The sequence below is a fragment of the Flavobacterium limnophilum genome (assembly GCF_027111315.2).
In the GTDB taxonomy this organism is placed as follows: Bacteria; Bacteroidota; Bacteroidia; order Flavobacteriales; family Flavobacteriaceae; genus Flavobacterium; species Flavobacterium limnophilum.
Window position 1 is genome coordinate 1205828 of sequence record NZ_CP114289.2, and the last position, 14083, is coordinate 1219910.

The 14083-nt window shown below is 31.9% G+C and carries 17 protein-coding genes; 15 read left to right on the plus strand and 2 right to left on the minus strand.

All coding sequences use genetic code 11. The features are described 5' to 3' along the window. The first annotated feature begins 140 nt into the window (after positions 1-140). The 8 genes from OZP13_RS04875 (at position 141) to OZP13_RS04910 (ending at position 7851) form a co-directional block, all read left to right on the plus strand. Positions 141-1232, plus strand: a complete 1092-nt coding sequence (locus tag OZP13_RS04875; protein ID WP_281298859.1) for a hypothetical protein — start codon at positions 141-143, stop codon at positions 1230-1232. Between the two features lie 2 nt (positions 1233-1234). Next, the gene (locus tag OZP13_RS04880) at positions 1235-2953 is read left to right on the plus strand and encodes a hypothetical protein (RefSeq protein WP_281298860.1); all 1719 of its coding nucleotides are present in this window, start codon (positions 1235-1237) and stop codon (positions 2951-2953) included. A gap of 350 nt (positions 2954-3303) precedes the next feature. After that, positions 3304-4695: an exodeoxyribonuclease VII large subunit gene (gene xseA, locus OZP13_RS04885; RefSeq protein ID WP_269242712.1), complete on the plus strand. Its 1392-nt coding sequence runs from the start codon at positions 3304-3306 to the stop codon at positions 4693-4695. A 1-nt stretch (position 4696) separates the two neighbouring features. Then, entirely contained in the window at positions 4697-4894 is a 198-nt protein-coding gene (gene xseB, locus OZP13_RS04890; protein ID WP_269242713.1) for an exodeoxyribonuclease VII small subunit, read from the plus strand. Between the two features lie 39 nt (positions 4895-4933). Further along, positions 4934-5503 (plus strand): hypothetical protein, encoded by a 570-nt coding sequence (locus OZP13_RS04895; protein WP_269242714.1) that lies wholly within the window; start codon positions 4934-4936, stop codon positions 5501-5503. A gap of 80 nt (positions 5504-5583) precedes the next feature. Continuing rightward, positions 5584-6468 carry a hypothetical protein gene (locus OZP13_RS04900; protein WP_269242715.1) on the plus strand — a complete coding sequence of 295 codons (885 nt, stop codon included), beginning with the start codon at positions 5584-5586 and terminating at the stop codon, positions 6466-6468. A gap of 186 nt (positions 6469-6654) precedes the next feature. Next, positions 6655-7080 carry a DUF1810 domain-containing protein gene (locus OZP13_RS04905; protein WP_281298861.1) on the plus strand — a complete coding sequence of 142 codons (426 nt, stop codon included), beginning with the start codon at positions 6655-6657 and terminating at the stop codon, positions 7078-7080. A 153-nt stretch (positions 7081-7233) separates the two neighbouring features. Then, positions 7234-7851, plus strand: a complete 618-nt coding sequence (locus OZP13_RS04910; RefSeq protein WP_269243605.1) for an SOS response-associated peptidase — start codon at positions 7234-7236, stop codon at positions 7849-7851. Between the two features lie 4 nt (positions 7852-7855). On the opposite strand, the gene OZP13_RS04915 is transcribed toward OZP13_RS04910, so the two are convergent. Then, positions 7856-8236, minus strand: coding sequence for a hypothetical protein (locus tag OZP13_RS04915; RefSeq protein WP_281298862.1), 381 nt, complete (start codon positions 8234-8236; stop codon positions 7856-7858). A gap of 131 nt (positions 8237-8367) precedes the next feature. Between OZP13_RS04915 and OZP13_RS04920 the strand changes: the two genes are divergently transcribed. Then, positions 8368-9135: a S1/P1 nuclease gene (locus OZP13_RS04920; RefSeq protein ID WP_281298863.1), complete on the plus strand. Its 768-nt coding sequence runs from the start codon at positions 8368-8370 to the stop codon at positions 9133-9135. Positions 9136-9239: 104 nt separating this feature from the next. On the opposite strand, the gene OZP13_RS04925 is transcribed toward OZP13_RS04920, so the two are convergent. Beyond that, complete coding sequence (locus tag OZP13_RS04925; protein WP_281298864.1) at positions 9240-10235, minus strand: helix-turn-helix transcriptional regulator; 996 nt, start codon at positions 10233-10235, stop codon at positions 9240-9242. 130 nt (positions 10236-10365) lie between these two features. On the opposite strand from OZP13_RS04925, the gene OZP13_RS04930 reads away from it, so the two are divergent. The 6 genes from OZP13_RS04930 (at position 10366) to OZP13_RS04955 (ending at position 14074) form a co-directional block, all read left to right on the plus strand. After that, a complete protein-coding gene (locus tag OZP13_RS04930) occupies positions 10366-11145 on the plus strand; it encodes a LamG domain-containing protein (RefSeq protein ID WP_269242723.1) in 780 nt (259 codons plus the stop codon). 176 nt (positions 11146-11321) lie between these two features. Next, on the plus strand, positions 11322-11903 hold the full coding sequence (locus OZP13_RS04935; RefSeq protein WP_269242724.1) for a hypothetical protein: 582 nt from the start codon (positions 11322-11324) through the stop codon (positions 11901-11903). Between the two features lie 13 nt (positions 11904-11916). After that, complete coding sequence (locus tag OZP13_RS04940; protein ID WP_269242725.1) at positions 11917-12558, plus strand: hypothetical protein; 642 nt, start codon at positions 11917-11919, stop codon at positions 12556-12558. 63 nt (positions 12559-12621) lie between these two features. After that, complete coding sequence (locus tag OZP13_RS04945; RefSeq protein WP_269242726.1) at positions 12622-13107, plus strand: hypothetical protein; 486 nt, start codon at positions 12622-12624, stop codon at positions 13105-13107. Positions 13108-13118: 11 nt separating this feature from the next. Beyond that, the gene (locus OZP13_RS04950) at positions 13119-13592 is read left to right on the plus strand and encodes a GNAT family N-acetyltransferase (RefSeq protein ID WP_269242727.1); all 474 of its coding nucleotides are present in this window, start codon (positions 13119-13121) and stop codon (positions 13590-13592) included. 20 nt (positions 13593-13612) lie between these two features. Further along, positions 13613-14074: a hypothetical protein gene (locus OZP13_RS04955; RefSeq protein ID WP_281298865.1), complete on the plus strand. Its 462-nt coding sequence runs from the start codon at positions 13613-13615 to the stop codon at positions 14072-14074. Positions 14075-14083: the final 9 nt, after the last annotated feature.

Below are 14083 nucleotides of genomic sequence, written 5' to 3' on the forward strand. Positions count from 1 at the left end.
TTCGGTATTAATTTATATATTTGGTAAAACTTACATATGATGTTTATCATATATAGCTACCCTAAAACAGATCGCTTTGTGTGATTTTGTCACACATATAAATGAGTTGGGCGACACCCTAAAAAAAAACGAGACGTTAAATGACAGATAAAACAATAAATTCAGGACCAGACGCACAAAACGGATTCGCTTTGCAAAGGAATACTGCTATTTTTTTGTTATTAGAAAACTATTTTAGTAAGTTTCAAAATAAAAAATACTTTGTCTGTCTTGAACATCACGAAGATTTTTTATTCTGCTTTTTGAATGAAAATGATACAGTATCTTTAATAGAAGCATATCAATCAAAAAAAAAGGCACCCGATATTTGGCGTTTAAACAATGAATTGTTTGGAATAATAACTAAATTATTAAAAACTGGTACAGAATTAATTCAAGATCAAATTTCTAAATCTTCAGATTACAATCATATACTTTACTTCTCTTCTAATCAGACCATACATTTAGAACACAAACCAAAAAAAAATGAGCAATTGCCAACTGTTTCTGTTTCAATAAAAGCTGATAATCCAAATTCACTTTTTACAAGCTTACCAAACGAAATTAAAGAAAAATTAAAAACAAACATTACTGAAATTGATTTACACAAGGAGTTAGATAATTTAAGTTTTATTTGGATACCTTTTACAACAACTGAAAAAGAACAGGAAAATCAACTTGTAGGTAAAATAGATGAAGTGTTTGAAAATCAGATTTTTGATAAAAGAGCAGCAATCGATACTTTAATCAGTTTATTTAGAAAAATTGAAACCACTTATAATAAAGGTAATATTGTAAAACTATTAGATAAAACCAAAAGAGTAAGCAATTCTGAAGTTGAAAACGCTTTTAATATTTTAACAACAAAAGCCAAATGTTTTGATTATTGGCACAGAAAAAAAGCAGAAGTTTCTTTAAAGTTAAAAATAAGAATTATTGAAAAAGAAACATTTGAGTTAGCGTTTGATAGTGCTTTTGATTTATTTAAAAGTTTCAAAGAAGCCGAACATCAAAAGATTTTCAACTTTGTAAATAAACAAATTAATAATTTAACTTCTTTTTCAGAAGAAGATTGTGTATTTGAACTTTTAGAGTTATTTAAAAGTTCTGAAAGAACAAAATTTAATGACTTGCAATTAAAAGCTATACTATTTGCAGCGCTTTTTGAAGTATTATACTTAACAGAAAACTAACTATGAAATCTCAAATAATTTATAAAAACTTTTTTATTTTTTCTGAAAAAAGTAATACAAGCTTTTTTACTACTTTTAGTAGTGATATTAATATTATTCACGGGAAAAATACATCCGGAAAAAGTACAATAATTCAGGCGATTCATTATGCTTTTGGAATAAATGACGAAAAACATAAGTTAGCCGAAATTCTATCAGAAAAGGTAATCTTCAGATTAGATTTTCTGATAAAAAAAGAATTTGTAGAAAATATTACAATAGTTAGAGATGACGATTTTATTTATATTAAAAGAGAAAACCAACCTTTAGAAAAATTTTCGGGTATTATTGGGAATTCATCTAAAGAACATATTAAATTGAAACATTATTTAGCTGAATTATGTGGATTTAATCTACAATTAGAAACTTCTGGAGAATATAAACTTGCTTCTTTAGAAGCTATGTTTTTACCTTATTACGTTGCTCAAGATTATGGATGGGTTTTGGCTTTAAAATCATTTCGTGGCTTAGATTTTTTTAGAAATTTTAAATATGATTATTATGATTACTATTTAGGTATTACAAATGAATATGATAGATTAGAAAAACAAAATCTAGAAAAAGAAAAGAAGGATTTTGAAAATCAAATCAAATTTCTAACAAATATTGAAAAACAAAATGACGAATTAAATCTTTCAAAATTAAAAGATGAATCGTTTATTTCTAAATCAATTGAATATATTGATTCATATAAAAAAAATAAGGATGAATTAATCCAAACGGAGAAAAAATATATAGTAAAATGTAACGAAGTAACTTTTTATGAAGAGAGATTAAAAATTTTAAATAAAGTAAAAATTTCTCTTAAAAAAGAAAATCCAATAAAAGACGACTGTCCTACTTGTAAACAAAGTTTACCAAGTTTATTAGAGAACATCTACGAGTATTCGCAAGATGTAAATAACACAAATGCAGAAATCGAAAAAATAAAAGTAAAATTTAAAGACTTACAAAGTACTATTAACAGTCTAGAAGAAAAGATATCTATTCAAAAAGAAAAAGTAACGAAGGATTATTCAATATTAGATAAATACAAAATTGAAGATTTAACTTTTGGTACTTGGTTAGATAACAAAACTAAAGTCAAACTTTCTGAGAATATTTTAACTCAAATAGGTGAAACAACAATTAATCTTAATAAAAAAATAAGTGAATTAAAAAAATTCAAAACTGATGATGAAATAAAGAAAGAAAGGAATTCGAGAGATTTTCAATTCAAAAATTACTTTATAGATTTTTTAAATGAATTGAATGTTAAAAAATTTGATGATGATAAGTACACATTGCTTTACTGGATGGGAATTTTTCCAAAACAAGGTGTCGAGCTTTTGAAAACTATGTTAGCTTATTATTTTGCTTTTAATAGAGTAATTGAAGATACAGAATATATACATAGATTACCGTTTTTATTAGATGCTATTTTCAAAGAAGATATAGATGAAGATAACAGAAAATTGATTCTTAAATTTATTTATAAAAACAAGCCAAAAAATGAACAAATAATTTTCTCATTTGCTGAATCAAAGAAAAATCCAAAAACAGCTGAGGAATACAATAGAGAATTAATGAAAAATGAAGCTAAATTAATTTTAACTGATTTGAAAAATGAAAGGTCAGTTTTAAAACCTCTTACTGGTGACCAAAATGAATATTTAGAAGAAACATTAAAATTAATCGAATAAAATAGCAATCGCCCAATACACGCTACAAGCAAGCTGGGCATTTGGATTGATTTAAAGAGGGTTTTGTATCTGAAAAATTAGTTTTTAACCGAAAGTTTAGGTTTTCTTAACCCGCTCGCGCGGAATTGCATTCCGTGCCCATTCCAATAATTATGAGATGGATTATTTAATATTTAATAAGATATAGCCAATAGTTATAAAATACATTCTCATACCCGTTAGCGCGGAATTGCATTCCGTGCCCATTCCAATAAGTATCTACAACAATCAAAATCAATTTATCCCACCCCATTTACAATACTATTAATAAAGACCCTTATATTTGATGCAATCCAAAACCCGAAACCGGAATGCCTGAAAAAAATAATGATAAGACTGTTTTTTCGCTACTAGAGGTAACAAACAGCATCAAAAAAACGCTGGAGGAAAGGTATACCAGTTCATTTTGGGTGAAAGCCGAAATGAACAAACTCAATCATTACAGTAAAACAGGCCATTGCTTTCCGGAATTAGTGGAAAAATCAGAGGGTAAAATAATTGCACAAATCAAATCAATCCTTTGGCAAGGCGATTACAACAACATAAACCGCAATTTTCTAAAAACGCTAAAAGAGCCACTAAAAGATGGAATAAAAATTCTATTATTGGCCAAAATAATTTTCGATCCCGCATTTGGCCTTTCCCTTCAAATATTGGATATAGACCCACAATACACTTTAGGAGATTTAGAAAAAGAAAAGCTCGAAACGATAAAAAAACTGCAGCTCGAGGGTATTTACGATAAAAACAAAAAAGTAGAACTTCCACTTTTGCCCCAAAGAATCGCAATAATATCAGTAGAAACCAGCAAAGGCTATGGCGATTTTAAAGATGTAATGGATAAAAATCCTTGGAATTACAAGTTTTTCCATTTCTTGTTTCCAGCAGTATTACAAGGACCCAAAGCCATTCACAGCATCATTGCCCAATTAGAAAGAATCAAAAAAGTGCAGCACCATTTCGATGTCGTGGCCATCATCAGAGGCGGTGGCGGAGACATTGGCCTATCGTGCTATAACAATTATGTTTTGGCCAAAGAAATTGCCCTATTCCCAATCCCGGTAATAACAGGAATTGGTCACGTCACAAATGAAACAGTGTGCGAAATGATTTCACACACCAACGCAATCACACCAACCAAATTAGCCGAATTCCTAATTCAAAAATTCCATAATTTTTCAGTTCCAATCCAAAGAGCCAAAGATAAATTAGTGGACAAATCCAGAAGAATACTAACGGAGGAAAACACAAAGCTCCAATCAGAACTAAAGTTGTTTCGCTCCTTTACTGAAAATATGTTAAACACTAATGAGCATAAAATCAAGAATGCCATATATTCAATCCAGCATCAATCACAATTTATAATCAAAAACAACAATACCAACTTAAATTCATTCAAGGAGAAAACCCGCTTAGCAACAATTTTCAGCCTAAGCCAACTCAAAGTTTCCATAAATAATTACCAAGAAAAAATTAGTATCCAATCAAAACTCCAACTGAAAACTTCCTGGTTAGCTATCGGAAACATAGATAAAAACATAACCATTCTAAATCCAATAAACATTTTAAAAAGAGGTTTCAGCATCACATACTTTAATGGTAAATCAATAAAAGATGCAGCTCAGCTAGCTGAAGGAGAAAAAATAAGCACCGTGTTATATAATGGCACAATCGACAGTACAATAACAAAAATAAAAAAATAAAATGGAAGAAAAATTCAACTATACAAAAGCCTTCGAAGAATTAAAAGGTATTGTAACCGAAATAGAACAAGGTGAAATCTCAGTAGACGAACTATCCGAAAAAGTAAAAAGAGCAACCGAACTAATCCAAAAATGCAAACTAAAATTAACCACAACCGAAGAAGACGTCAATAAAATTTTAAAAGAACTCGAAAATTAAATAGGGATTAAAAACGAATAGATAAAAATTTAGTGAATAATGGAAAATAAAAATAATAGTATATTTAAATTTATACTAGGAGTATACGCTGGATATTTTATCCTTTATCCTGCAGTTCACGGGAAATGGAATCATAGATTCGATGATTTGAAAATCTTATTTGGTTCTAAAACTGAAAAATCTTCAAAGAAATCATATCGCAATGAGTTTCAGGAATTAGACAGCTTAACTCTTGAAACTTTCAAAGACTATTATGGCGAGAAGCAAGGTCAAGTGAAATTCAATATGTATATAAAAGTAAATAGAAATTCGACTCAATTAAACATAGATAACGATTCAGCTTGGCAACAACGCGGTTATAACTCAAAATCCAAAAATTGGGATAATGATTATGACTTTACTGAAGATGAAAAAAATAATAGATCAAATCAACTTAACCCAAACAACGATAAATATTACCAGAGCAGAGGAATGGACGGTAGACCAAATAATTGGAATAATAGTTATGAAGATGATAGTAATAGCAACTATTCTCAAGATGAACTTGATAATCACGCTGATCAAATGAATCCCAATAATGATGCTTATCATTCCAGTAGAGGTAATTAATAAATTTTTTGAGGTTCCAACCCGACCGCCCTGTTTAATTGCAAATTTACCCGACAGAACGTTTATAAACTAAAATTAATATGTTGACATACAATGAACTCATAGAGCTAAGGAACAAATTAGCAAATTGCGAGATTTCATTAGAAATAGCAAAAGCAGATTTTTGGAAAGACTTCAAAGAAGGACAATATTCTTGGCACACGAAGGACTGGAAAGAAAGAAGGTCTAAATTCATTAAAGAAAAATGTGAAATATGTGCCAGTGAACACGTATTAACGCTGCAGCATCTTTCTCATCCAAGAAAGTTTACAGAATATAAAACAGGTGCGACAAGAGTATATACAAAAGAATATATAGAGGCAAATCCTGATATTGACAAATCTGAGTTTGGGAATCACATATCAAAAATGTATGATTATTTGCCAGTTCTTTTATGTCCTAATTGTAAAAGTAAAAACCCTAGTGAAAGAGTGAGAAAAACTCCAAAATATCGTTGCACTGATTGTAAACACGAATTTGACGAACCAATTTTTAATTCGGTAAATGAACTCATTTCTATCTTTTATAAAAATGAGGACGCATACGAAGTTCAAGACAAGTGTTTTGTATCAAAGGATATATGGAAAAACAAGCATAACTTATCAAACATTAAATATTGGTTGCAAAGGGAACGTGCAAAGAATAAAGACACGGTATCGATTGAGAAAGAAGCATTTTTGGAATATCTAAATGATAACATTAAGTATCTTTCCTTTGACGATACAATAACTGCTTGTAGAAAATGTGCAGCTAGCTTTGACCTGTATAATATGGAATTATGCCCTAAATGTAAAATTTATTACAAAGGCATTCAATATCCAACTTGCATTCAATGTTTGCCAGAAGAAAAGCGAAAAGCTGTATTCGAACAGATTCAATTCAACAAAGAAATGCAAGTAATTAATAGAGGATTGGGGATAGATTAAATATTATAACTATCAAAACCTGCTGCTTATAGCTAGAGTGTCGTTGCGTGCGCAGCAGGAACAATGAAACTCCTGTTGCACAACACCGGAACACGTGCCATCAACACTTTGCAGTTATCGTGTAGTTTTTAGATTGAGATGCGAGAGGATATTGCATCCACAACATATACAGATCAATTCTAAATTATGGAAACAAAATACAATTTAGATCGTTTCTTGGAAGCTCAAGAAACTACATACAATGAAGCCTTGTCCGAAATTACAAGAGGTAAAAAGCAAAGCCATTGGATGTGGTTCATTTTTCCACAAATCGCAGGTTTGGGCTTCACCGACTATAATGTATTCTATGCCATAAAAAACCTGGAAGAAGCAACCCAGTATTTACGACATCCCGTTTTGGGTCAGAGACTAATTGAAATTTCAAAAGCCGTTTTGGAAATAAATGGAAAAACGGCAAACGAAATCTTCGGAAAACCAGATGACAGAAAATTGAAGTCGTGCATGACCCTGTTTGCGCAAATAACGAATACAGATCCAATATTTCAGAAAGTCTTGGATAAATATTACCAAGGAACCAAAGACGAAAAAACAATGCAACTGCTCAACAATTAACATTCCATTGTAAAATCTTGATTACTTTTTTTCCTAACTTTAAATGTTGAATAGTATTTCTAACCTCCAACTTCAAACCTCTAACTTCTAACCTCCCGCTTCTAACTTCTAACCTCTAACTTCTAACCTCTAACCTCAAACCTCCCACTTCCCATGTGTTTCCACTCCAAACAATCAAAGTCAGGCATAGAACTACAAAAACGGTTCAAGGCAACCTTGGACAACCCCTTGGAGTTCCAACCGCAAAACTACATCAACGGCTTTGACTTTCCGGAAACACCGGTCATAATCGACGAAACACCACAAATCATTACACACTACAATTGGGGGCTAATCCCGGCTTGGGCAAAAGACGAAGAAATCAAAAAATACACCCTAAACGCAAAAATAGAAACCGTCCACGAAAAACCATCCTTCAAAAATTCGGTCAACAAAAGATGCCTCGTAATCGCCAACGGCTATTTCGAATGGCAATGGCTGGATCCAAAAGGTAAAAACAAACAAAAATATGAATTGTGCCTGCCAGACGAAGAATTGTTTGCTTTCGCAGGATTGTATTCCCATTGGGTAGATAAGAACACGGGGGAGCTAAAAAACACCTACACTATCCTCACCACGGAGGCAAGTCCCTTGCTTGCTGAAATACACAATCATAATAAAAGAATGCCGGTCGTTCTAAAACGCGATGATGAAACCAAATGGTTACAGCACGAGCCAATCGAACACTTTGCTTTTCCCTACCAAGTCGACTTGGTGGCAAGAAAAATATGAAATATTAAAAATGAAATACTATGGTCATTTCTTTTTTGGTTGGGCCAACTTCATCCAATACAGAAATAAAATCAGGTTCTTTATTTTCAACAACGGCCAAAAAAGCTTGCTTTACCAAATGCGGTGCCGCAGCTTCATCAATTCCCAGAAGTTCCTCGTTTGCATCAAATCGAAACAAAATCCCATCTACCAATAATTCATCATTCCCCTCGGCACTGTTATCGGGAACCATCCCAAAATGATGAACCCCCAAAGTCTCATCTTTCAATAATGCAATGGCTTTAGTTTGAAAATGCGAAAACAAATTCGAGTCAGGCATCCCAACGGGTAAACTAACATTGGAGGCCTCGATTGTCAGGGAAAGTACGGTGGGCTCTATCATCATGGCATATTTTTTTATAAAATTACAAAAATCTATAAAACAACGCTACTTTTTCCTGCAGCTACAAAAACAATTAGTGTTAAATTACTCCCCTTTCTCTTAACTCCTCCTATATTTGCCAAAAATTTTATCCAATGAACAAAGCCCTAATTACCCTGTCATTTTTACTGACACTACTTATTTTACCAATCAAAACTTTCGCCTGGGGCAGTAAAGGACACGCAATGGTGGCCGAGGTAGCTTTTAACTATATGGACGAAAACACCAAAAAGGAAGTCCTGAAATACCTCGATGGTATGACAATCCAAGAAGCCGCCAACTGGATGGACAATGTAAAAAGTGACCATTCCTACGATTATATGAGAGCCTACCATTACGCCAATTTTGACAAGGGCGCCAATGTGGTAGAAACAAATGGAGACAACATTGTTTTTCAACTAAATACTACCATCAAAGAATTGCAAAACAAGGAAAGCCTCTCCAAAGAACAAATCAACACCAAAATAAAAATCCTTTTCCATTTAATGGGAGACTTACACCAACCTTTACACGTAGGTTATGGAGAAGACAAAGGGGGCAATACAATACAGCTCAACTACAATTTCAGGGGCACAAACCTGCATTCCTTGTGGGATTCCGGCATAATCGAATACAAAAAAATCACCCTACAGGATTGTCTAAAAGCCAACAATTATTCCAAAAATGAAATCAGGGCAATTCAATACACCAATGTTGTCAATTGGGCTACAGACACCAGGGCCTATCTACCCCAAATCTACAAAACCGGCGGCAACAAAATCAACGACGATTATGTAGACGCTTGCGCCCCATTAATCGAAAACCAAATACTAAAAGCCGGAATCCGCCTGGCAGGAGTCCTAAATGAAGTTTTCAAAAACTAACATTTCAAATTTCAACTATATTTCAAAATAATAAAAGTCTTTTCCATCCAATGGTGGGAAGGATATTTCGATCATTTATTATAAATTCTACCTAAGTAAGAAGTTTAATTCAACCGCTCGCATTTATTTCCAAACCTCCCTACAAAAAAGTCAATTTCTCGATTGTCCCAAACGGAAATTTCCAAGATGGTAAAATCCTTGCGTTTTTCTATGATGCGTTGTGAATGGTGAATTTTTTTATTCTCGACAATTCCCATTGCCCAATCGGTAAATTTTAATTTAAAAGTTTTTAATATATTTTCCTTGTCATACCAAATCCCTAAACTGTTGTTGAGTAAATATTCTAAATTGCTATTTTTATACAGTTCTTGGTAATCGAAATAAATGTACTTTTCAACTGTGTCATTATCTTCATCTTCCAATATTGCAGGATACACTTGTTTTTCCATGAATTTATCAAGAGTGTAGTTTTTTAATAATACTTCTGCTTCGTTTGTATTTTCATCGATATCGGTTCCCAATAAATAATAACGGTTATCATAATACCTGATTTGTAATGGAGCAACTTGCTTGAATGTTGCTATTCCTTTTTTGTCATACAAGAATTTAATGGCTTGCCCTTTTTTGATGTATTCAATGATTCTGCCAGCCAATATAAGCAACTGGTCTTGACTGTTTAAAGCAGGCTCAATATGCACAAAATGCGGATGCGGGTTTAAATCTTCTTCGCTATAATCAAATTCATCCATTAGGACGGATTTAATCCATTCTACAGAGTTCATCGTTTTTTCGGTATCCAACAACCCTAAAAGCAAGGGTAAGGTAAGTTGTTCCTCTTCCGTCAAATTCAAATTTTCGGGATGACCTTCAAGAACAAAATAACTTTTCCCTTCAAACTTTCTGGATTTGATTGTATATCCGTTTTCCAACAGGCTTTCCTTTGCCCTGTCAAAAGTTCTTCTGGATATGCCATCCATTCCATAATCTGTTTTCAAAATTTCATTTAGGGAAGTCAAAAGCTCTTCAACATTGAGATTTTTCTCTCTTAGAAGTTTTACTATGATTTTCTTGTAAATCTTTTTTTTGCCATAATCTTCCATAAAAAAAATGTTTTGTTCTACAGCAAAGATAGGAAAACAACTTTGCCATTTTATGCCAAACACGACTGTAGTTTTGTCTAATAATAAACACGAATCCATCATCTTAACTTAATCCCAAAAAATGAAAACAATGAAATCACTTAAAAACTTAATGCTACTGACAGCTGTGTCCATTTTATTAATCAATTGTAGTCCAAACAACAGTTCGACTCCAGAACCATCAACATTTCCAACAGACGGTTTAGTTGCCCAGTACAACTTTAATGGCAATGCCAACGATGTTTCGGGGCATAACTTAAACAGTATTGTTTATGCGGCTTCCCTAACAACAGACAGAAAGGGAAAGAATGCTGCTGCCTATCAATTTTCCCATCAAGGAAGTGTTTTTGGAAAAAGAAATACTGAAATCTATGTTCCCAATTCATCCCTTTTAGACAACAACCAACTTACTGTTTCCACTTGGATATATCCAAGATCCTATTTTTGGACAGGAAATGCCCAAAGTCCCAATACGGCAATCATCAGGAGAAGCGAAAATGGCTATGCCAATCCTTCCGGTGAAGTATGGGGTTTGGATTTTAATCAAAATAACCTAACGGCAGGACTTGTTGGCACAAACAATACCCACTTAAATTTGAGTGTTTCCACTATTCCCTTAAATCAATGGAGTCATATTGCGTTTTCCTACGATGGAGCAACGCTGAAAATTTATGTCAATGGCGTTTTAAAAGGAAGCCAAGCAGGAGTGATAACCCTGAATTCGGGTAATTCGGGAATTTCAATTGGTGACTCTTATCAAGCCAACGGTTATTGGTGGCCTCTTGATGGGAAATTAGACGATACTGCCTTATGGAACAGGGCACTTTCAGCCGAAGAATTACAAAAAGTTTACAATTCCAATGACAATTAATTGAAAACCGACACTTTGTTGAGGTATCAAAACAGTTTTGACAGCTACTGATTAAAACATTGATTCTTAAATAAATGAAATTGACTTTTCCAATTTTTATTTGAAAAAATATAGTTATATATTTACAAAAATCACTCTTTGAAATATAAAAAACCAACCAATTAAAAAACAATAATATGCCTTGTGAACACAGATTTTTAAACCAATTACTTCCTGTTTGGGAATTAGAATACCTATTTGTAGGAACATTTAATCCTACTTGGAATTATAATAATGCTGAGCAAGCAGATTATTTTTACGGAAAAATTAAAAATAATTTTTGGTGCGTTTTACCAAGAGTTTTTGGAGAAGAAAGCTTAAAACGAGAAGAATTAAATATAAAGCTTGATTATATTATTCAAAAGAAAATAGGTATTACTGATTTAGTGATTAACATTCAAAACGCATCCAGAGAAAACATTGATGATAGGAATAAACTAACAAAGGGCTTTTCAGATAATGTTCTTAATAGATATATTTTAGAATTTAATACTCCTAATATTCTAAAACTAATTGAAAATAATAAATCAACATTGCAGGGTGTCTTTTTAACAAGATCAACATTAAATGGTATTGATAAAATTGCTAAAAATTGGAGAGAAATTGAAGAATATTGTTTAAACAATAAAATCAAAACAGATAAACTTCGAACACCTGCAAACTATGGTGGAGGATGTGATAGAAAGTCAGAAGATTGGGCTAATAAAATTTTACTTTAAAAACAAACTAAAAATGACATTAAAAGAAGTGATAGATACGCTAGAAATAAAAGAACTTGTTGGAGAACTATGGGGTGAAATTGAAAGTGGTTTAAACAATAATGAAATGTTAATTTCCTCTGAAAAGTCTTTGGTTTTCAAATTTGCTTGGTTACTACATTTAAAGGCGGAAGAGAAATTAAGTAATGTTGATTTTGAGATAGCATTGTATGGAGTAGATTTTTCAGATGGAAAATTTTTAGATCTATATTTTGAAATTGAAATTCAGGGAAGTAATTATAAAGTTGGTATTGAATTCAAATTTCCGAATAAAAAGGTTTCAAATTCAGGACAAACACAAGTAAGACAAAAAATAATTAATGATATTAAAAGATTAAATCATTTGGTAAATGAAAATAGAATTGATTTAGGGATATTTTTATGTGCTACAAATGAAAAATATTACTCAATAAATAAAAAAAGAATAGAGCCACATTTTGAGACATATCACGGGGTTCGATATCTTTCGGGTGATTATTTTCCAATAAACCCAAAGTATTCTCACAATGTTCAAATTTCAAGCGACATAGCGTTTTTATGGAGAAATAAGGAGATAATAAATGATAATTACTTTTCATTTTTAGAACCAATTTACATTGAAAAGAAAGATGAATAACAAATTAAACATAATCCAAATCCAAAAAGCAATCTCCGAACACCTTGACGAAATAATATTCTTATGGTAAAAGTAATTAATCCTCATAAAGAGAACTTTCAAACAGAAGCTGTTTTAATCACGGAATATCGAGATTCGAATTTTCATATACGAACAGACAATCACGGTTTTCAATTTCATAAAGTTACCCTGAAAAGAGTTTTTGAAGTAGCCGAGAATGACATAGAAAACTATTGTGTCGAGGTTTCCTTGTTACATCAAAAAGATGTTTTGCTATGTTTTTCCAATAGATTACTGTACACCAAAACAATTGAAAATGGAGTAGCCAACTGGGAGTATTCCTATAACCATATGCTTTTTATCAATAAAATTTTCAAGGACGATTCCATTTATTTTTATGGCTATTTCGAAATAGCTAAAATAATCTCCGAAGTTGACACCAGAAGAGAAAGATATAATTTTCAGTTTATTGTAAAAAACACTCCTCTTCTTCTGGAAGTGTTAAATGAAGATTTCCATAATTTATTCTTCAGTAATAAAGAAGTCTAAATAACAGCAAAATGATTAAAATCCAAAAAGCAACTGCCGAACACCTTGACGAAATAGTATCATTATGGCTAAAACTAATGAATCTGCATAAAGGCTTTGACGAAGATTTTTTTGCAGACACCGACAATTCCGGCGAAGAATATAAAATGAATTTAGATTGGAATTTGCGAGATACTACAAGAATTCTTTTTATTGCCACAAAGAGCAATAAAATCATAGGTTATGTAACGGCCGACATTAGCTGGTTCAGATATTCAAGTTACAATTCCAACAATTACTGCACGATTGGAGATATAATGATTGATGAAAACTTCCGTCATTTAGGTATTGGAAAACTATTTATAAACGAAATAAAAAAATGGGCTAAGTCGGAATCGACAAATAAGATTATTTTGAATGTTTTTTCAAAAAACACCACAGCTCTAAACTTCTTTAAAAAACAAGGATTTGAAGATAATTTCAATAATCTGGTTTTAGAATTTTAATCATTTATAACAAATCAATTATGGTAAAAATAATCAATCCCATTATGTGTCACGGAAAAATGATAATTCATTATAAAGGAAATAACGAATTGTTGAAATGGAAACCACCGATAATGAAACGGATTTATATGCACCGTTCAATGGAAGTTCAGCCAGATGTTTATGAAAATTTAATTATTGAAACCGAGCTTGTTGATGGCAGTAGGGTGTGTTTTTCTTTAAAATCAGCTAACATCTACTTTAGTTTATTGGTAGATAATGAAAAAAAATGGGTAACATCTGAAGAGGATGGCGCTTGTTTTTATGAGGCTAACGTCGATAATGAACAAGTAGTTTTTGAAGGGAGTCTTAGTTTTAAAAAAGAAATAACTCCCGGATTTATTAGCCACGAAGGTTATCAAATTATTTTGTTTTTTAAATATTCAAAAGATCTAAAGGAATTATTAGACACAAATAATATTGATTGCATATATCATTCCTGATCAATCAAA